Origin of the sequence: Algibacter miyuki (assembly GCF_030409805.1) — a bacterium.
Classification (GTDB): Bacteria; Bacteroidota; Bacteroidia; order Flavobacteriales; family Flavobacteriaceae; genus Algibacter; species Algibacter miyuki.
Genome location: NZ_JAUFQP010000007.1, coordinates 90,476 through 111,527 on the forward strand (window position 1 = coordinate 90,476; position 21,052 = coordinate 111,527).

The 21,052-nt window shown below is 33.7% G+C and carries 18 protein-coding genes and 2 tRNA genes; 14 read left to right on the forward strand and 6 right to left on the reverse strand.

Going from position 1 to position 21,052, the window contains the following annotated elements:
• Positions 1-444 precede the first annotated feature (444 nt).
• The 7 genes from QWY92_RS03430 (at position 445) to QWY92_RS03460 (ending at position 6,920) form a co-directional block, all read left to right on the forward strand.
• Positions 445-1,794, forward strand: coding sequence for a tyrosine-type recombinase/integrase (locus tag QWY92_RS03430; protein WP_290268520.1), 1,350 nt, complete (start codon positions 445-447; stop codon positions 1,792-1,794).
• A gap of 12 nt (positions 1,795-1,806) precedes the next feature.
• Positions 1,807-2,163: a hypothetical protein gene (locus tag QWY92_RS03435; protein WP_290268521.1), complete on the forward strand. Its 357-nt coding sequence runs from the start codon at positions 1,807-1,809 to the stop codon at positions 2,161-2,163.
• An 80-nt stretch (positions 2,164-2,243) separates the two neighbouring features.
• Complete coding sequence (locus tag QWY92_RS03440; protein ID WP_290268522.1) at positions 2,244-2,840, forward strand: RteC domain-containing protein; 597 nt, start codon at positions 2,244-2,246, stop codon at positions 2,838-2,840.
• A gap of 88 nt (positions 2,841-2,928) precedes the next feature.
• On the forward strand, positions 2,929-3,204 hold the full coding sequence (locus tag QWY92_RS03445) for a helix-turn-helix domain-containing protein (protein WP_290268523.1): 276 nt from the start codon (positions 2,929-2,931) through the stop codon (positions 3,202-3,204).
• Positions 3,205-3,211: 7 nt separating this feature from the next.
• A complete protein-coding gene (locus QWY92_RS03450; protein ID WP_290268524.1) occupies positions 3,212-3,580 on the forward strand; it encodes a hypothetical protein in 369 nt (122 codons plus the stop codon).
• A 125-nt stretch (positions 3,581-3,705) separates the two neighbouring features.
• Positions 3,706-4,692 (forward strand): hypothetical protein, encoded by a 987-nt coding sequence (locus tag QWY92_RS03455; RefSeq protein ID WP_290268525.1) that lies wholly within the window; start codon positions 3,706-3,708, stop codon positions 4,690-4,692.
• A gap of 17 nt (positions 4,693-4,709) precedes the next feature.
• The gene (locus tag QWY92_RS03460; RefSeq protein WP_290268526.1) at positions 4,710-6,920 is read left to right on the forward strand and encodes a hypothetical protein; all 2,211 of its coding nucleotides are present in this window, start codon (positions 4,710-4,712) and stop codon (positions 6,918-6,920) included.
• Between the two features lie 311 nt (positions 6,921-7,231).
• Here the strand turns inward: QWY92_RS03460 and QWY92_RS03465 are convergent.
• The 3 genes from QWY92_RS03465 to mutS form a co-directional block, all read right to left on the reverse strand.
• Positions 7,232-7,315 (reverse strand) — tRNA-Leu (locus tag QWY92_RS03465).
• A 30-nt stretch (positions 7,316-7,345) separates the two neighbouring features.
• Positions 7,346-7,417, reverse strand: a tRNA-Gly gene (locus tag QWY92_RS03470).
• A gap of 98 nt (positions 7,418-7,515) precedes the next feature.
• Complete coding sequence (gene mutS, locus QWY92_RS03475) at positions 7,516-10,128, reverse strand: DNA mismatch repair protein MutS (protein WP_290268527.1); 2,613 nt, start codon at positions 10,126-10,128, stop codon at positions 7,516-7,518.
• Between the two features lie 342 nt (positions 10,129-10,470).
• On the opposite strand from mutS, the gene QWY92_RS03480 reads away from it, so the two are divergent.
• The gene (locus QWY92_RS03480; protein WP_290268528.1) at positions 10,471-11,007 is read left to right on the forward strand and encodes an RNA methyltransferase; all 537 of its coding nucleotides are present in this window, start codon (positions 10,471-10,473) and stop codon (positions 11,005-11,007) included.
• 5 nt (positions 11,008-11,012) lie between these two features.
• Positions 11,013-11,684, forward strand: coding sequence for a class I SAM-dependent methyltransferase (locus QWY92_RS03485; RefSeq protein WP_290268529.1), 672 nt, complete (start codon positions 11,013-11,015; stop codon positions 11,682-11,684).
• Here QWY92_RS03485 and folK read toward each other — a convergent pair.
• The gene (folK, locus tag QWY92_RS03490) at positions 11,655-12,782 is read right to left on the reverse strand and encodes a 2-amino-4-hydroxy-6-hydroxymethyldihydropteridine diphosphokinase (RefSeq protein ID WP_290268531.1); all 1,128 of its coding nucleotides are present in this window, start codon (positions 12,780-12,782) and stop codon (positions 11,655-11,657) included. The two genes, QWY92_RS03485 and folK, sit on opposite strands and share 30 nt — an antisense overlap.
• Before the next feature lie 73 nt (positions 12,783-12,855).
• Between folK and QWY92_RS03495 the strand changes: the two genes are divergently transcribed.
• Both QWY92_RS03495 and QWY92_RS03500 read left to right on the forward strand, forming a co-directional pair.
• Positions 12,856-13,560: a queuosine precursor transporter gene (locus QWY92_RS03495; RefSeq protein ID WP_290268532.1), complete on the forward strand. Its 705-nt coding sequence runs from the start codon at positions 12,856-12,858 to the stop codon at positions 13,558-13,560.
• A 96-nt stretch (positions 13,561-13,656) separates the two neighbouring features.
• Entirely contained in the window at positions 13,657-16,344 is a 2,688-nt protein-coding gene (locus QWY92_RS03500; RefSeq protein WP_290268533.1) for an AsmA-like C-terminal region-containing protein, read from the forward strand.
• Between the two features lie 107 nt (positions 16,345-16,451).
• Here the strand turns inward: QWY92_RS03500 and QWY92_RS03505 are convergent, their stop codons facing one another.
• Both QWY92_RS03505 and xrtF read right to left on the reverse strand, forming a co-directional pair.
• Positions 16,452-16,880 carry an exosortase F system-associated membrane protein gene (locus tag QWY92_RS03505; RefSeq protein ID WP_290268534.1) on the reverse strand — a complete coding sequence of 143 codons (429 nt, stop codon included), beginning with the start codon at positions 16,878-16,880 and terminating at the stop codon, positions 16,452-16,454.
• Complete coding sequence (xrtF, locus tag QWY92_RS03510) at positions 16,873-17,424, reverse strand: exosortase family protein XrtF (RefSeq protein ID WP_290268535.1); 552 nt, start codon at positions 17,422-17,424, stop codon at positions 16,873-16,875. Before xrtF ends, QWY92_RS03505 begins: the two co-directional genes overlap by 8 nt.
• A gap of 69 nt (positions 17,425-17,493) precedes the next feature.
• Here xrtF and QWY92_RS03515 point away from each other — a divergent pair, with 69 nt between their 5' ends.
• From QWY92_RS03515 to QWY92_RS03525, 3 genes are all read left to right on the forward strand, one after another.
• The gene (locus QWY92_RS03515; RefSeq protein WP_290268536.1) at positions 17,494-17,949 is read left to right on the forward strand and encodes a GAF domain-containing protein; all 456 of its coding nucleotides are present in this window, start codon (positions 17,494-17,496) and stop codon (positions 17,947-17,949) included.
• Between the two features lie 322 nt (positions 17,950-18,271).
• Entirely contained in the window at positions 18,272-19,804 is a 1,533-nt protein-coding gene (purH, locus tag QWY92_RS03520; protein WP_290268537.1) for a bifunctional phosphoribosylaminoimidazolecarboxamide formyltransferase/IMP cyclohydrolase, read from the forward strand.
• 195 nt (positions 19,805-19,999) lie between these two features.
• Complete coding sequence (locus QWY92_RS03525) at positions 20,000-21,028, forward strand: rod shape-determining protein (RefSeq protein WP_290268538.1); 1,029 nt, start codon at positions 20,000-20,002, stop codon at positions 21,026-21,028.
• Positions 21,029-21,052 lie beyond the last annotated feature (24 nt).

Below are 21,052 nucleotides of genomic sequence, written 5' to 3' on the forward strand. Positions count from 1 at the left end.
CTTTATACAATGGTGTTAAGTTTTGGATAGTTACTTAGCATGACATCTATACATCTTTTTAGTGTCATTTATCACTTTACATAACCCTTTAGCGTAATTCACTGAAGATCTATAAGTTTGGAAAATCCGATAGTAAAGATCATCCTAAAACCTTATGTGTTTTTGAAGAAATATTTAGATTTTGAACATAAAAAAAGCCTTATCTAATAAAAGATAAGGCTTTTGTACTGAAGACGGGACTTGAAACCCACTATTTTGAATACTATTCAAACCTTAGTAAACATGTGGCAAACCTTTTAAAAATCCATCAACTGCATATTTTACAAAAGGTTATACGTATTTAATAAAATCGCATAAAATTGAAATAGGTTTAAAAACGGTTGGCAAACGGTTGGCAAGAATTGTAAAAGATTGTATATTTGTATTGTTCAAATACTCAAAATAATGGCAACAATTAAATTTCAAGTATTAGGTAATAGTGAAACGGTACCGGTTTATTTAAGATTATCTGTAAAACGGGGTTTAAGTCCACGCGCTAAAACTGGTTTGTATATCAGTCCAAAAAATTGGAGTTCTACCAATTACCCTAAAACAAACACCCCAACAAATAAAAATTTAAAATCTACTTTACAGAAATTAGAAACCTATGTTTTAGATCAGGTTAATAATGCGAATAGTACAGGAGAAGAAATAAACGCAAGTTGGTTAAAATATAATATTGATTTATTCTTTAATCGCATTACAGAAACCACGCAAAGCGATTTATTAACGGATGCCATACAAAGCATTATTAATGAAGCACCAACACGAAAAAATGCAAAAGGCGGAATAGGATTATCAAAAAGCCGTATTAACGCCTATACTTCATTAAAAAATATTCTTACTGAATATCAAAAACAAAACTCTTTCAAGGTAAAAGATGTAAACGTAAAATTTGCAAAGGATTTTTTAAAATACCTACTCAATACAAAGAACTACCAAAAAAGTTACGCACTTAAAAAAATAGCAGATTTAAAAACGGTTTGTAATGATGCTTCCTTTTATGGAATTGAAACCAGTGTACAATTAAAGAAAATTGATAGTACTAAAACCAAAAATGAAAACATACTGTTTTTAAACCCTAAAGAATTGCAAGCGATAGAAAGCGCGGTACTTTTAAATGACGCCCTTAAAAACGCTCAAAAATGGCTTTTATTAGGATGTAACATAGGACAAAGAGGTGGCGACCTTTTGCAATTAAACCAAAGTAATTTTATTAATAGAAACGGTTTAGAAGTAATAGAACTAAAACAGCAAAAAACAGGTAAAAACGTAACTATACCAGTATTAGAGAAAACAAAAGAGATTTTAAAAGATGGTTTGCCATATAAAATATCAATTCAAAAATTTAACAACCATATAAAAGAGGTTTGCCGTATTGCTGGAATTGATGAAATGATAACAGGAACTAAAATTTTGATGGTAGACAAAAATAACAACGTAATACCTAAAGACAGTAAAGGAAAGTATATTTCAAAAGGATTTAAAAGAAAAATAAGCGGCTTATATCCTAAATATGAGTTAATGGCTTCTCACGTTTGCCGTCGTTCTTTTGCTTCTAACTTATACAGTGTATTACCAACGCCATTAATAATGAGTATAACGGCTCATAGTTCAGAAAAAATGTTATTAAACTACATTGGTAAGGATAGTTTGGATTACGCCCAACAAATAGCGGATTTCTATACATTACAAGCACAAAAGCAACACAAAAAAACAAACCTAACTGTTATTAAAAACGCAGTAAACAATTAAACTTTATATATTATGAAAGAACAAACCGCAATTGAATTAAAAAAAGAAGAAAACGCAGCAAACTTGCAAAAAGGGAATCAGTTGTTATTGCTTCAGGCTATTAATAGTTTTGAGCATGGATTGAAGTGCCTGGAATGGATGTCAGATTTACCAAATGAATGTACTAAGGATTCGTATATGATTTTAACGGATAGGTTTGAATATTTCAAAGAGTGCGCCTTAGACACTGGGGATTGTGATTTTCTCATAATTAACAAAGTAGAGAACGAACTTAAAGGGGTGCAAAGAGGATATGAAGAAAAATTAGAAGTAAAGGAACAATTAAGCCGCTTAAGACAGGCCATTATTGAAGAAAAACAAGCCTCATAAACAACAATAAAACAAACCCTTTTAAACGTGTTAAGAGGGTTTTGTATATTTATCAAGGCAACGCAAAAAACACTGTTCAAATGGATTACCTAAAATTATACTTTTCAGCAAACGAATTTAAAAATAGTTTTAATTCAGATTTTGAAAACTTTAAAACAGTTTACGAAGATGCTAGTTTACAAAGGTTTGTAAAAGAAAATATATCTTTTTACAAAGCATGTTTTGAGAATACGGAATATATTGAACTAAAAGACGGAAACTTTTTTATTAAAACAGAATTTTTAGGATGCAATATCATGACTGAAGTACTGGACATGATTAAAACACCTCAAAAGGAAATTAATGAAGTTAAGCGGAAACAGGTTAATTTTGCCTTTGAATCTATTTTGACGTTTTTAAATGAAAAGTTAAATATCAATGAGCAAAAAACAGGATCAATACAATGGCACGGAAATAAAACCGAACTCATAGAATTAACAAAGGCTCTAATTGAAAACGGAAATTTAAAGGGTAAACAGGAAGATATATTCAAAAGAGTTCAAGAGGTTTTTGGTACTGAATTAAAACACATAGATCAGGCAATCACAAAGTTTACTTATAGAACAGGAAGCAAAACTATATTTTTAGACACCTTAAAAGGGTCATTTAATAATTACATTGACAATAAAGCAAAATAAAATCTTTAGTTAGTTAAAAGTTAGTAGTATTTAAACACTTCTAAAGCGTTGCAATTTAGCCGAATATTAATCTAAAATATTTAGCAAAATGCCACAAGTACAATTTATTCAAGTAACCCCTGAACAACTTCAAACGGCCATTATTAAGGGTGTAAAAACTCAATTAGAAGACCTCAAAAAACACTTTCAACCCAAAGAGCCTAAACAGTATTTAACACGTGTTGAGGTTGCCGAAATGCTTAAAATAAACCTCTCGAGTGTTCACAACTGGACTAAAAAAGGAATATTAAAGGCAAAGCAAATCGGGGGACGTGTATATTATTTACGTACCGATATTGAAAATGCTTTCGTTGAACTTAAATAGTAATACGATGGCAACGCAAACACCTCAACCAGTCACTCACGTTTACAAGGAAATAAACGAGGGCAAATATAAAAGCGTGAAACATTACGAACTTCAAAAATGTAGCGCAAACCCTGTATTTTCCAACCTCATCAATATTAGTGTTAATCAAAATTGCGCTCAATCTATGCCTGTTTTTTGGTTAAAGATACGAGAGGGAAACAAGTGGACTAAATACATTACAGGTTTATTTAAAACCTCTAAAAAAAACGTTTACAAGGGAGACACTCAAAGAAAAAGAAACCTAGTTGTTTTTAGATTTTCCGAAGATTACAGCACCCTAACAATTGAGTTTTACCAAAACTACTACACAACCGATTTAAGGAAGTTTTTATAATAAACTAGAAACATTACAGCAAGAACAAAACAAAAAAAGAGAGCTGTTCAAAGGCTCTCTTTTTTTTGTTCAAATGCAGTAACACTGGCAACGCATTACATACACGCAAATATAACTATTTCCTTTTGATTGATTACATAAAAATAAAGCTTTTAAACATAGATAGGAAACGCCTTGAAAGTTTGCCGTATCTCGAGTTTAAAACGGAGGTTTCAGAAAAAACGGGGTTATTGGCTGCAAAAAAAATAGCCATGTACCACTATTGTAAAATTACAATTTACGATAGTGGGTTAATTTTATTTACTGGAAGTATTCATAAATTACATAATTCTCTAAACGAGATCAAGGCACCGAATTACAAAACGGTTAGAAACTACAAGGGTTATAACGGGAATATATTTACACTGGATAATATTTTAGAAATAAATAAGCATTTATGTCTATTGTTTGATTGTAAACCAAATAAAATGATATTTCAAAACATAGAATTCGGGATCAACACTACGCCTGACTTTTGCCCCCAATTATTTATTACTGGCTTGCTGTTCAATCGAGGTTTGCCGTTTGAGTTTAAGTTTAAAAGGCGGTACGCTGAAGTATTACACAATAATTACAGGATAAAAATTTACAATAAATCCGAACAATACGGAATAAGCAAACATACATTAAGAATTGAAATCGCGCATAAAAAGTCTATTGATTTCAATACGGAAACAGGTATTAAAACTTTTGAAGATATAAATAAAACAACACTAAATAAGGCCTTACATTTTCTTTTAAAAAGGTTTGAAAGGGTCGTTTATTACGATAAGACTATTAACAAAAGTAAGTTGATAAAATCAATTAAAAAGGAGTTAAACAACTATTCAGATATTACATACTGGCTAGATACTTTAAAACCTAACAAAAGAGACAAGCCTAAAAAGAAATTAAAACAAATAATAATAAAACATTCCGAAAATTTACATGAGCAATTAAGAAAGGATTTAATAAAAAAAGGGGTAATAATTAACCGAAAATTAAAAACACCTAAAAGGGTAATAATTAACCATTCATATAGTGAGTTAAATACTACCCCAAAACACCTAAAACAAAAACACATTAGTAATTAAATTAAAAACAGAAAAAAATGGTACTAACTAACGCAGCATACTACGAAAATATACGTCATACTTTATCGTCGACACATAAGCCTGACCTCATAATTACAGATCCTATTGGTTACGAGACAGCGGATGAGGAATTTGTAAGAACAATTGAAAACATCGGGATAGTTACAAATTATTCAGCAAGTTTAAAATTTACTAATGACGGCTTAGATTATATAGTTGATGTATTGGAAAATTACGGCATTAACGAAGTAGTTTCAATTAAAAAAGAGGGTCAAAACCCAAATACTGATGAATGGGTTGAACTATACACCAGTACACTTGAGACGATTTACAACCTAGAAAACAACGAACTTTCTGTTAAAATTAATTCAGGCGGTTTTGACAAACTTTTTAAAGCACGTGAAAGTGAAAAATTAGAAATTGAAAGCACAACAACAATTGATCAAATCACTATTCCTGAATTAGCAACAAAAGACCTAACTATTGATGATAGAGAAATATTTTTAACATCAACATACGAGGTTAGCAATAATGATGATACGGCATATATGTATAATTATACAGATGATAAAGGAAACGAACGTGGTTCGTCCGTATGCGTACCATTGCTTATAAAATCTAAATCGCACGAAAATGCACAAAACCCATATCCTAATACCAAAATAGGTGACAGGTTTTCTGATGGAACAAATGAAATGATGTTTTTTGCAAACTCAAAATTGAGGAGCGTTTTAAACATGGACTTGTCTATCTCATTTACCCCCGATGTTATAAGAAACGAGAACACCGATTTTTCAAGATTCTGGCTAAGAGTTGCCATTTATAAAAACGGTACTGATTATGATTACGATAGAGAAATAGTGATTTGGTACGCTGATAATATTTCCACTTATGACGAAATCGCACAGACTTTCAATGTTAATGAGGTTCTTAATTTAAAATCAGGTGAATCAGCATCATTACAATTCAGCCAATTGTTAAAAGGTGGTAGCGGAACACGAAGCCGTTTAGAAATCAATTGTAGAGACATTAACGTTGAAATGATACTAACAGAAAGTAGCACGTTTGCAACGACATCAACAAAAGCAATAACATTGCATGATTTAGGTGAGAGACTATCACAGTTAATCACGGGAAAATCAAATAGGTTTAAAGCGTCCATATTAGGACGTACCGAATTAGGATACTCACAAGATGGTGAATTTGCTTATTTAAGCGCATACAGTGGCCATTGGTTGCGTAATTTCGGGTTAGCCGATGAACTGTATAAAAAGTTCACAACATCTTTTAAAGATTATACGCAAACATTGCAATCTGTATTAAATGTTCATGTCGGGTTTCAAAGTATAAACAACCAGGACCTAATTATTGCCGAGGATTTTGAATATTTTTTCAATCCTAACATTGTAATTGTATTGCCTATACCATTGGCCAACGTAAAAAAACATACTGCAGAGGACTTTGTTTTTTCTAGTGTTGAATTAGGTTATGAGAAAGGCGGTGAAGTTGAAGGTATTATGGGATTGGACGAGCCTAACGGAAAGGCGAATTGGGTTTCAAACATAACAGCAATAAAAAACCCTTATTCGTCAATCTCGAAATACATTGCAGGCGTTTACGACGAAGAAAAACAAAGACGGTACCAAAGGGAAGATTACCCGACCTTAGATACTGACAGAGATACTGATATTTTTATAAAAGACTGTAAAGATGTTTCCGGTGTTTTAACTGAGCGTTTATGGAATGATGATTTTGCCGCGGCACCAACGGGAATTTTCAGCCCTGAAACAGCGAAAAATTTAAGATTGTCGCCAGCAAATAATTTAAGACGTAGAAAATCACTACTAGCCACACCGTTAAAACACTATCAAAACGAGTATTTATCTTTTGGAAGTTCGACGGCAAATAGTGCAATGACAACGCAATTAATCGGAAAGGCCGCCATTACTGAAAATGATAATATTATTAATTCAGATTTAGGAAACAGATTATTTGAACCTTACTACATCGAGGGAGAGCATGTTGTAAGTAATGAATTAATGACGCAATTAAAAGGATTTACCAACATTAACGGTGTTGATGTTCCTAACTTTTATTGTAAAGTAGAATTTACCATTGAAGGAGATACAACCGTAAGACATGGTTACATAATGAGTGTAAAACCCGACGGTGCCGGTACATGGAAATTTATAGAAGCCGCTTTTGAACCAGTCCCAGTGTATAAGTAGAAAATAAAAAGTGTTTATACATTAATAACCGTAAGCAGAATATTAAAACCTCATCATTATGCAACTTGATGAGGTTTTAATTTTAGTTTTATGTTTATCAATCTAATGAATTATTTTAAACTTCGTGGTTATCTGTTCGCGCACATAAACAAAAGTCAAAAAAAACTTCGTTACTATCTGTTCGCGCGTATAGGTAAAAATCAAAACACGTGTAAATGAGTGTTTTTAAAAATGGTTGGCAAATGGTTGGCAAGAATTAAGTATTAAAAATAAAAAACCGCTGAAAATCAATCGATTAACAACGGTTATAGTACTGAAGACGGGACTTGAACCCGTACGTCCTAATGGACATTGGATTTTAAGTCCAACGTGTCTACCAATTCCACCACTTCAGCATTGGAATATTTTAAGGCAAAAATTCTCAGAGCGAAAGACGGGATTTGAACCCGCGACCCCCACCTTGGCAAGGTGATGCTCTACCCCTGAGCTACTTTCGCAGTCTTTTAATGAACGAGCAATATTGCTATTGCGGTTGCAAATTTAAGACTTTTATTGGATTACCAAAGCCTTTTTGAAAAAAAATTTAAAAAAACTTTTAACCTTGTTTTTTCTTTAGCAACATACGCTTGATTTCATTCAATTTCATAAGCGCTTCTACCGGTGTAAGTGTATCAATATCAATGTCTAAAATTTCTTCTTTAATATTTTCCAGTAAAGGGTCGTCTAAATTAAAAAAACTGAGCTGCATGTCGTCTTGCATCGATTTTACTTTATTTGTGAGTTCTTCACTCGAATGCGACTTTTCTAACTTCTCTAAAATTTTGTTGGCACGACGTAAAACTTGTTGTGGCATGCCCGCCATTTTTGCCACATGAATTCCGAAACTATGCGCACTTCCCCCTTCAACTAGCTTTCTCAAGAAAAGCACATTATCTTTTAATTCTTTTACTGAAACGTTGAAATTTTTAATACGTCCAAAAGTTTCCGTCATTTCATTCAGTTCATGATAATGCGTCGCGAATAAGGTTTTCGGTTTCGCCGGGTGCTCATGCAAGTACTCGCTAATAGCCCAAGCAATCGAAATACCATCATAAGTACTCGTACCACGTCCAATTTCATCTAAAAGAACCAAACTGCGTTCTGAGATGTTATTTAGAATAGACGCCGTCTCGTTCATTTCTACCATAAACGTCGATTCGCCCATCGAAATATTATCACTGGCACCTACTCTCGTAAATATTTTATCAACCAAACCAATCCGAGCCTCTTTTGCAGGCACAAAACTTCCCATTTGAGCCAATAGCACAATAAGTGCGGTTTGACGTAAAATAGCCGATTTACCAGACATATTAGGCCCAGTAATCATGATAAGTTGTTGTGTGGTTCTATCTAAAAACACATCGTTGGCAATATAATCTTCGCCAATAGGCAATTGTTTTTCAATTACAGGGTGACGTCCTTCTTTAATTTCTAAATCGTGCGACTCATCAATAACTGGGTACACGTAATTATTATCTTTTGCCAGTTGAGCAAACCCACACAAACAATCTATTTGCCCAATTAAATAAGCATTTTGTTGCACGGCCTTGATATATTGGTTCATCCAACTTACCAATTCAGCAAATAATTTTTGCTCAATGGCTTGTATTTTATCTTCGGCACCTAAAATTTTGGCTTCGTATTCTTTTAATTCTTCGGTAATATAACGTTCTGCATTTACCAAAGTTTGTTTTCTAATCCACTCTTCGGGCACCTTATCTTTATGCGTGTTTCGAACTTCTATATAATACCCAAATACGTTATTCGAAGCTATCTTAAGCGAAGTAATCCCTGTGCGTTCGCTTTCGCGTTCGAGCATGCCATTTAAATAATCTTTCCCTGAGGTTGAAAGTGCTCGTAATTCATCTAATTCTTTAGAGAATCCTTCAGCAATACTATTTCCTTTTAAAACATTTACAGGCGCTTCTTCATTTAAAGTTTCTTTAATTTTAGCACGCAACACATTACAACTTTGTAACGTATCTCCAATAATTTTTAAGGAATCGTTATCGCAATCGGACGCTAAAGTTTTTATAGGAACTATAGCTTCTAATGAATTTTTAAGTTGAATAACCTCGCGCGGATTCACTTTAGTAGTAGCCACCTTAGAAATTAATCGCTCTAAATCACCAATGCCTTTAATATGGTTTTGAATACTTAAAAGCGTAGCATCTTCGGACGTTAAAAAATGAACTACCTCATGACGTAGTTTTATTTTGGCTACACTCTTTAACGGTAATGCCAACCAACGTTTTAGCAACCTGCCACCCATGGGTGAAATGGTTTTATCAATAACATTTAAAAGCGTTACGGCATTATTATTTGTAGAATTATAAAGTTCTAAGTTTCGAATAGTGAAACGATCCATCCACACATAATCATCTTCTGCAATACGAGAAATTGATGTGATGTGTTGCAGTTTATGATGCTGTGTTTCGCCTAAATAATGAAGAATAGATCCGGAAGCAATCACGCCTTCTTGTAAATCTTCAACACCGAAACCTTTAAGTGTTTTAGTATCAAAATGTTTTACTAGAGTCTCGTAAGCATAATCGGTTTGATATACCCAATCTTCTAAATAAAACGTGTGAAAATCGTCGCCAAAAGTTTCATTAAACTTAGCGCGTTTTTGTTTAGAGACTAAAACCTCACTGGGGCTAAAATTTTGCAGTAACTTATCGATATACTCCGCATTACCTTGAGAAGTTAAAAATTCCCCGGTTGAAATATCTAAAAACGAAATTCCTATATTTTTTTTATCGAAATAAACAGAACATAAAAAATTGTTCGATTTAGACACTAAAACCTCATCGTTTAAAGCTACGCCCGGTGTTACCAATTCAGTAACGCCACGTTTTACAATATTTTTGGTTTGTTTTGGATCTTCGAGTTGGTCGCAAATAGCCACGCGTTCGCCTGCTTTTACCAACTTAGGCAAATAGGTGTTTAAAGAATGATGCGGAAAACCGGCAAGTTCTATTTCGCTTTCGCTACCGGCTCCACGTTTGGTTAAAATAATCCCTAAAATACCGGCCGTTTTAACAGCATCCGAACCAAAGGTTTCGTAAAAATCGCCTACTCTAAATAATAACAATGCATCGGGGTATTTCGCCTTGATAGCATTATATTGTTTCATTAACGGAGTTACTTTTTTACTTTTTGTTGCCAATGGATATCTGTTTTAGTAAGTTTGCTAAAGTAACTATTATTCTATTTTTTTTGAAGTGGAACGCCTAGAAGTTATCGCTAATTGTTCACAATTTTAAGTTTATGGACAACCACCGATTTTAGTTGTGATTTATAAAACAATTTTCAGGCTTGAGTAAGCACATAACCGTGGCGCGTTAGGGATTGGAGCATTGTTGGAGCTCTTTTTGTGTTGTTGCACCTATGCAACACAAAAAAGCGACTACAGAAAGCCCGACCCTTGGGGAACGCCATAAAAAACCAAATTTAATTAAATAAAAATGTTTCGCTTTCGCGGAATAAAAAATATAATTCATCAAGTATCATGCGTAAATTAAAAAATAGTGAACTGGACCGATTGAGTGTTGACGACTTTAAGGAAGCAGCGAAAACACCTGTAATTATTGTGCTTGACAACATTAGAAGTTTAAATAATATTGGATCGGTGTTTAGAACGAGTGATGCGTTTTTAGTTGAAAAAATCTACCTCTGTGGCATTACGGCAACGCCACCACACAAGGATATTCATAAAACAGCTTTAGGAAGTACCGATACTGTGGCGTGGGAATATATTGAAAACACGATGGGTTTAGTTGAAAAACTAAAAGCCGAAAACGTGAAAATTTGCGCGATTGAACAGGCCGAAAACGCCACGATGCTAAACGATTTTACACCTGAAACAGATGTAAAATACGCGCTTGTTTTTGGAAATGAAGTGAAAGGCGTGGCGCAAAATGTAGTTTCGGCAAGTGATATAGTTATTGAAATTCCGCAATTTGGCACAAAGCATTCGCTGAATATCTCGGTGAGCTGTGGTGTTGTGGTTTGGGATGTGTTTTCTAAGTTATTAGCAAATAAATAGTTTAGGTGGCAAAACGAAAAAAGACGCCGTGGCCAACTAAGGATGCGATGACTCAGGTTTACGATATGAAACTTTGGGGCGGAACCGGATTTGATTTTTACTCTGGTGAAGGCTCTCACAATCCTGAAATTATTGAGCCGTACTTACAGGTGTTGACTGCTTTTTTGAAATCGCACAAATCACTTTTAACCGTTTGCGATTTGGGTTGCGGCGATTTTAATATTGGTAAACACCTAACTCAATTTACTAAAACATATTTTGCGATTGATATTGTTGAAAGCCTAATTGAAAGAAATAAAATTTTATTTCAGGAGGAAAACCTAGAATTTCAATGTTTAAATATTGTTGAGGCCCCACTTCCTCAGGCCGATTGCGTTATTCTTAGACAAGTATTACAACATTTATCTAATGCTGAAATTGAAAAAGTCGCGAAAAAACTAATGAATTACAAGTACGTTATTCTTACGGAACATGTGCCCACAGGCGATTTTACACCAAATAAAGATATTATTTCTGGGCAAGGCATCCGAATAAAAAAGAATAGTGGTGTTAACTTATTAGAGCCACCTTTTAATTTGAAAGTTCAAGAAGCTACAAAACTTGGCGAACATATTTTGAACGATGGAAAAGGACAGATTGTAACGTGGTTATTTACAAATCTCACCCAAAACCCATAAATAATCTGTGCGATTCTCCACAAAATCCTTATCGGAAATATCAATAATTTTTACATTGAAATTCGGTTGCGTTTTTAAGAACTCTAAATAACCCGAATTAATTTTTTCTAAATAATCATCTTCAATATTTTGCTCGTAATCGCGTCCGCGTTTTTTAATATTCTGCTGTAACCGTTCGGTATTTTGATATAAATAGATATATAAATCGGGCTGACGTAAATCTTTATACATCATATAAAACAACTTTCGATACAAACTAAACTCGTCGCCTTTAAGTGTGATTTTAGAAAAAATGAGTGATTTATACACATCGTAATCGCTCACAATAAAATCTTTAAACAAATCGAGTTGTGCAAAATCTTCTGTAATCTGCTGGTACCTATCCGTTAAATAAGCCATTTCTACCGTAAAAGCGTACCGTTTTGGGTCTTCGTAAAATTTAGGTAAAAAGGGGTTTTCAGTAAAACGTTCCAAAATAGACTTCGCGTTAAAATCTTGCGCTATCATTTTTGTTAAACTCGTTTTTCCAGCACCAATATTACCTTCAATAGCAATGTAATTATATTTTGAAAAATCGAGACGCTCCAATGGGTTTTTCAAAGTATCTTCTAATGGTGACAACACAGAATCGTCCGCACACTCCGTTAACAAAGCCGATACACTTTTATTAAATTTAGGATGCGTCATTTTAGCAGCCACATCATGCAATGGCAACAACACAAATTTACGTTTCTGCATTTCGGGGTGTGGCACCATCAAGGTTTCGGTGCTAATTATTTCTTGTTCAGAAAAAATAATATCCAAATCAATTTCACGAGCCTCGTACACCTCAGTTTGCTTAGGCTTTCGCCCTAACTGCGTTTCAATTTCTTGTAAGATTTCTAGAATTACTTGAGGCCTTAAATAACTTTCTAAAACTAAACAGGCATTATAAAAATCGTCACTTTCAAAACCAAACGCAGGCGATTGATACACTTTGGAAATCGCCTTAATATTGCCAACTTCAAGATGTATGGCTTCAATAGCATGTTGCAAATTTTCAAGTTTATCGCCTTTATTACTTCCTAAAGCAATATGAAATGTGGTTGGTTTTGTCATAAGTATCGGCAAAATAATGAAAACTAAATGGTTTCATTGTATATTTACCCGAGGTATTTATTCACAACTTTGCATGACATTAAAAGACAGACTTGCTGCCCAACGGATTTACATGCTTTTGGGTGCCTTATTTATAACCTCGTTAGTAGTTTCTAACTTAATTTTTCAGAAATTTTTCTATTGGTATCCTTTCGATATTGAAATTTTTGGGAGTAAACTATTTGAAGTTTCCGTAGGTATTCTCCCCTACCCAATTACGTTTTTAATCACGGATTTAATCAGTGAAATTTATGGCAAAAAACGTGCAAACCAAGTGGTTGTCGCTGGTATATTTGCTTCATTTTTTTCATTATTAATAGTTTACGTTTCAAATGTGGTCCCCGCCACACCGTGGTCTCCTGTTCAAAATGGCATGTTTAACACCGTTTTTGGCAACACCATTTTAGCCGTTTTTGCGAGTATGATGGCGTATTTATTTGCGCAATTTATCGATATTCAAATTTATCATTTCTGGAAACAACTTACCAAAGGGAAACATTTATGGCTTCGGAATAATTTTTCAACCTTTTTATCGCAATTTGTAGACACCTTCACTGTTGTTGGCCTGCTTTGTATTTTCGATATTATTGCCTGGGATCGGTTTTTAGGACTTTTATTAAGCGGTTTCATCTTTAAAGTGATCATTGCATTCATAGATACACCATTTTTATATTTAGGTGTGTTTTTATTCCGTAAACGTTTCAACCTTAAAGTAAACGAGGAAATTGAATTGCTATAAACTTTACCTTACATTCCGTTAAAATTAACATAAACCCCTTAGTATATTAAACTTTAAACCCGATTTTTGCGTATATATTTATATAGACGCCTACTTATGAAAAAAGTTTTAAAAATAGCGGGAATTACCGCACTTACACTTATTATTTTATTAATTGCACTTCCTTTTGTTTTCCAAGGTAAAATACAAGGTATGGTGAAACAGTTTATAAACGAAAACTTAAACGCGAATGTTGAATTTAGCGATGTTAGTCTGAGTTTTATCCGCAGTTTTCCGGAAGCTCAAGTTAACATTAACGATTTGGTTATTACCAATTTTGAACCATTTAAGGATGAAACCCTGCTCTCTACAAAATCGATTGCTTTTACCGTTTCTATCCCTGAATTATTCAAAACCGCTAGTGAAGAGGCTATTGTTGTAAATAGTATTTATATAGATGAAGCTTTGGTAACGCTTAAAACCAATGCAGCTGGCGTAACCAATTACGACATTACAAAAACCGATACCAACACAACGGAAACTACTTCGGAGTCTAGTAGCTTTGCATTTAGCATTGAAGATTACAGCATTGACAATAGTACTTTTAATTATATTGATGAAGGCTCTAAAATGAGTTTTCACCTTACCGCATTAAACCATAATGGTAGTGGTACATTTTCGGGAGACACTTCGGAATTGGATACAAACACAGAAGCTAACGTCAGTTTTATGATGGATAGCACAAACTATTTAGATAATCACGCCATAAAACTAGGCGCTTTAATCGACTTAGATTTAGCAAACAGCAAATACACCTTTAAAGAAAACAAAGGTTACATTAACAAACTTCCTATTGAATTTGATGGTTTTGTAAGGTTATTGGACGACGATAAAGGTCAAGAAATTGATATTACCTTTAAAAATCCAGAATCGGACTTTAAAAACTTTTTAGCTTTAATTCCAGAAAGTTATTCTGGCAGCCTCGATGGTGTAGAAACTAGTGGCGATTTCAAAATAAATGGTATAATAAAAGGTATTAATTCTGATGAAACGATCCCGACTTTAGATATCAACATTGTATCAAACAATGCATCATTTAAATATCCTGATTTACCAAAACGTGTTGAAAACATTGTGATTAATACTACTATAAAAAACACAACAGGTATTTTAGATGACACTTACGTGGATTTGAATACGCTTAACTTCAAAATAGATAACGATGTTTTTAAATCGTCTGCAAGTATTAAAAACATCACAAAAAACATGTTTATAAATGCCAATTTAGACGGTGTTTTAAACCTCGCAAACATATCACAGGCATATCCAGTGACTTTAGAAAACGAACTTACCGGAATTTTAAAAGCAAAACTAAGCACATCTTTTGATATGAATGCGATTGAAACCAATGCTTTTGAACGCATTAAAAGCAGTGGCTCAGCAAGTGTAACTAATTTTGTTTTTTCTTCGGATGATATGGCAAACCCAATTGAAATTTCCGAAGCTAATTTAACTTTCAATCCAACCACAGTGGCTTTAAATCAGTTTAAAGCCAAAACAGGAGAAAGTGATTTAAATGCCTCTGGAACGATAACCAACTTATTAGGGTTTTTATTGAGTGACACTGCCTTAAAAGGAAATTTCGACCTCAACTCAAACGTGTTTAAAGTGAGCGATTTTATGTCGGAAAGCGAAACTGCTTCTACTGAAAACCAAAGCACAAGCGCTAGTGAGTCTTTAAAAATTCCAGCATTTTTAGATTGCACCATAAACGCCAACGCTAAAACAGTAGTTTACGATAATTTAAACTTAACGAGTGTTACAGGTACACTTTTAATAAAAGACCAAACAGCAACATTAAGCAATGTAACTTCAAGTCTTTTCGATGGTGCACTTACTGTTTCTGGCGATGTATCTACAAAAACTGAAATACCAACATTCAATTTCAGTTTAGGCGCTAATAATTTCGATATTTCAAAATCTTTTCAAGGCTTAGAATTACTTCAAAACATAGCTCCTATTGCTAAAATACTTCAAGGTAAACTAAACACTAGCATGAATTTATCGGGTAGTTTAGACAAAGAATTTTTACCGAATTTAAGCACAATTTCAGGTAATGCTTTAGCTGAATTATTAACCACAAACTTAAGCGAAAGCAAAACCGGGTTAATGAGTAAATTGGAAAGTTCTATTGATTTTATCGATTTCAGTAAATTGGATTTAAAAGACTTAAAAACGACATTAGAATTTGCCAACGGACAAGTAAGCGTTAAACCTTTCGATATAAAATATAAGGATATTGCCATTACGGTTTCGGGAGCTCATGGTTTTGACAAAACCCTTAATTACAACGCCGTTTTTAACGTGCCTGCAAAATATTTAGGAAATGAGGTTACTAATCTATTAAGCAAAATTGATAGCGAAGACGCTAACAACATCACGATTCCTGTTACAGCAAATATTGGCGGATCGTATACAAGTCCAACCGTTAAAACAGATTTAACAAGTGGCGTTACCAACCTTACGAAACAACTAGTTGAAATTGAAAAACAAAAACTACTGAATAAAGGAAAAGATAAAGTTTCCGATTTAATTGGAGGTATCATTTCTGGTAACAAAACAAAAACAGATTCAACCAAAGCCACACAAACTGACGCTATAAAAGATGCGCTTGGCGGTATTATTTCAGGAAATAAAACACAAACTGACACCACAAAAACCACACAAAAAACAAATACTACAGACGCGGTTAAAAATGTACTTGGTGGTTTCTTGAAGAAAAAAACGCAAGACACGGTGCAGTAATTTCTGTTTAAAACTTCCGAAGAAAAAGGAAAAGCCATAAAAACACGAATAAATAATTCATGTTTTTATGGCTTTTTTTTTCATAATATAACCTACGGAATAGTTCGCTACTTTGTGATTTTATGATAGTAAAAAGCAGGCAACAATAAGATTAAAATAACGGGCTGAATTAAGAAGCGCCGTAAATTAAAAAACATATAATAATCGGCTTGTTTCGGATTGATTACAAAGTATAAATACCCACAAATTAAAAGCAGAAATGCGATACCATAAATATACATAGAGAACTTTATAATACTTCGTTCTCTAAAAACCACGTAAAGAATTGTTAAAGAAACCACAGTATTTAAAACATACCGCAGCGTTGTAAAACTCACCAATTTTAGTAATTCGCGTCGTGGACTATCAACGTATAAATAATCGTTTTTAAAGAATGTTAAATACGGATCGTAAAATAACTCATGCTCAAACCATCGAATTAAAACGAGTAATCCGAATAAAAAGGAAAGTAAAACATATCGTATTAATTTAGACATCCTTCTTATTTAATTTTGAAAACCTATTCACCCAAAACACCCATAATAAAAACACTACACCATAAATTATTCCTGGAAAAACAACGCTATGTAGAAACTCCGACCATTCTGGAAATTGATAAATACCAATTGCTAAAACCACAATACGCAGCACATTTACGACATACACTAAAACACTCCCGGAAAGCACATATAACAAGGTTGTTTTCAACTTCCCCGAAAAAGCAAAAATGAAAGACACAAACAAAATAATAACACTAATCCCATTACATCCCTCAATAATTCGAGCTACATAAACGTTTTCTAAAATCAATTTAAGAGATGGCTCATCAGGGTGCGGTAACATTTGAGAATCATACCCAAAAGTATTTAACAAATCGTTACTCTGCTGCCCCACTAAATGTGTGAAATAATCGGGATAAAACCGAGATCCTTCAGAAAATTCTAAATAGAATTTATAGCCCACAGAAAGCACAATATACACCACTAAAAATGTAAGTATAAATTTTATTACCGACTTGTATTTTATAAAGAGTGTTTTCAAATTAAAATGCTATAAACAAAGTACCGAAATTACATCTTTTTAAATACTTTTGCCAAAACTTTTAAAATTATGATTTTAGAATCTCTAAAACCTCAAGTAACAGCCATAATTTCAAACACAGAAATAGATAAAGATGCGCGTTTATTAAGCATCTGCGAATTACTAGATAAAAATATAACATACTACAACTGGATAGGTTTCTATTTCAGAAATGGAGAAAAAGAAGAATTACTTTTAGGCCCATACGTTGGTGCGCCAACAGACCATACCGTAATTCCTTTCGGAAAAGGTATTTGTGGACAAGTAGCCGTAAGTAACGAAAATTTTGTAGTGCCCGATGTAGCAGCTCAAGATAATTACATTGCATGCAGCATTACTGTAAAAGCCGAAATTGTAGTCCCTATTTTTGTAAATGGTGAAAACATTGGTCAAATTGATATCGACTCGAACACACCAGACCCATTTACCGAAGCTGACGAGCGTTTTTTAGAGTTTGTTTGCCAGCAAGTAGCAACTATACTTTAAAAAGTATTTTATAAAAAATCATTCTGTTTTAGCTACAGCTTTTCGATAACTTGATTGAAAAACTTGTAGCTAAAACTAAGATTTTAAGTTTTTCGTCCCTCCGTTTCCCTCTCCTATTTTGGGCTTTCATTTTTTACGTTTCAACTCCTTATTTTACCACTTCCCTTTTTAGTTAAAAATTACCTTGTCTTTTTTAATAATTCACCGCCTATTTTTTAAAGGAAATAAGTACTTTTGCAATTATTTAGAAATTTCAGCTTAAAAGACTGAAAAACAATAAAATTCACCGTTAAAAAAGGACTCTTAAACATTACACAACACAATGAGCAACGAAAAAACGATTAAATCGGCACTAATTTCTGTATTCAGTAAAGACGGATTAGAACCAATTGTAAGAAAGTTAAACGACCAAGGCGTAACCATTTATTCTACTGGTGGCACCGAAAAATTTATTAACGATTTAGGCATAGACGTTGTTCCTGTTGAAGATGTGACCTCATATCCTTCTATTCTTGGTGGTCGTGTAAAAACATTACACCCAAAAGTTTTTGGTGGTATTTTAAACAGACAAAACCATGATGGCGATGTAGCTGAATTAGCTGAATACGACATTCCTCAATTAGATGTTGTTATCGTAGATTTATATCCTTTTGAAAAAACAGTAGCATCAGGTGCAAGCACACAAGACATTATTGAAAAAATCGATATCGGAGGTATTTCTTTAATTCGTGCTGCAGCTAAAAATTATTCAGATGTTATTTGTGTATCATCTGTTGATGATTATGCTGAATTTTTAGATTTAATTTCAGAAAACAACGGAAGCATTTCAGAAGAAAACAGAAAACGTTTTGCTGGAAAAGCATTCAACGTATCTTCTCATTACGATACTGCTATTTTTAACTATTTCAACCAAAACAACGAAGAAACAGTTTTAAAAATAAGCGAAACTAACGGTAAAACTTTACGTTACGGTGAAAACCCACACCAAAAAGGATTTTTCTTCGGAAACTTCGATGAGTTGTTCACGAAGCTTCACGGTAAAGAATTAAGCTACAACAACCTTTTAGATGTAGATGCCGCTGTTAACTTAATGAACGAGTTTAAAAACGACGCTCCAACATTTGCCATTTTAAAACACAATAATGCTTGTGGTTTAGCACAACGCGATACATTACACCAAGCCTATGTAGATGCTTTAGCAGGCGATCCTGTTTCTGCTTTTGGAGGTGTATTAATCAGTAACAAAGAAATTGATATCGCTACGGCGGAAGAAATTCATAAATTATTCTGTGAGGTGGTTATCGCCCCTTCTTTTTCAGCGGAAGCGTTAGAAATCCTTAAAGGAAAAAAGAACAGAATTATGTTAGAAATCCATGATATTGAAATGCCACAAACAAACGTTAGAAGTTGTTTAAACGGTGTTTTAGTTCAAGATAGAAACAACATTACCGATCAAGCTGAAGATTTAAAAACAGCAACTACTTTAGCGCCAACAACCGCACAAGTTGACGATTTAATTTTTGCTTCTAAAATTTGTAAACATACTAAATCTAACACCATAGTATTAACAAAAAACAAGCAATTATTAGCTAGCGGAACAGGACAAACTAGTCGTGTAGATGCTTTAGAACAAGCCATACATAAAGCACAAAGTTTTAAATTCGATTTAAACGGTGCGGCTATGGCTAGTGATGCTTTTTTCCCTTTCCCTGATTGTGTGGAAATTGCTAAAAACGCAGGTGTTGCTGCTGTTATTCAACCCGGAGGATCGATTAAAGATCAACTGAGTATTGATTATTGTAACGAAAACAACGTTGCTATGGTTATGACAGGTACACGCCATTTCAAACATTAAGACTCACGAGCTATTTAAACCTTGTTTTTAAAACAAAAACGAGGTTTAAACAGTCCGTAAACTAATATATCACGTATAACCATAGAATACTTTAATTACAGCAAATTTTGAGCCTTATAAAACTCAAGATATTTGCTAACTTTTAGTACTTTTACGGGATCCGTTTTTTAAACCACATTAAATTATTAATTGCACATGGGATTTTTTGACTTCCTAACTGAAGATATAGCGATAGATTTAGGTACCGCAAACACACTTATTATTCATAATGATAAAGTGGTTGTCGATGCGCCATCTATTGTAGCTAGAGACAGAATTTCTGGTAAAATTATTGCCGTTGGGCAAGAAGCCAGTTTAATGCAAGGTAAAACCCATGAGAATATTAAAACCATTCGCCCATTAAAAGATGGTGTAATTGCCGATTTTGATGCTTCAGAGCAAATGATAAGTATGTTTATTAAAAACATACCAGCTTTAAAAAAGAAGTTTTTCACACCTGCTTTACGTATGGTAATTTGTATTCCTTCTGGAATTACAGAGGTAGAAATGCGAGCGGTAAAAGAAAGTGCAGAACGTGTTAATGGTAAAGAAGTTTACCTAATTCACGAACCTATGGCTGCGGCCATTGGTATTGGTGTAGATATTATGCAACCAAAAGGAAACATGGTTGTGGATATAGGAGGTGGTACAACCGAAATTGCAGTTATTGCTCTTGGTGGTATTGTTTGCGATAAATCGGTTAAAATTGCTGGTGATGTCTTTACAAACGATATTGTGTATTACATGCGTACCCAACACAATTTATATGTTGGAGAACGTACTGCTGAAAAAATAAAAATTCAAATTGGAGCAGCTACTGAAGATTTAGAGTTGCCTCCAGAAGATATGAGCGTTCAAGGGCGTGATTTACTTACAGGTAAACCAAAACAAGTACAAATTTCTTACCGCGAAATAGCGAAAGCTTTAGATAAATCTATTTTACGTATTGAAGATGCTGTTATGGAAACGTTATCTCAAACCCCTCCAGAATTAGCTGCCGATATTTATAATACAGGTATTTATTTAGCCGGTGGTGGATCGATGCTTCGTGGTTTAGACAAACGTTTATCTTTAAAAACAGACTTACCAGTTTATATTGCTGAAGATCCTTTACGCGCCGTAGTTCGCGGTACAGGTATTACGCTTAAAAACTTACCTAAATACAAAAGTGTATTGATAAAATAAAAGCATAAAATAGGTCGATAACAC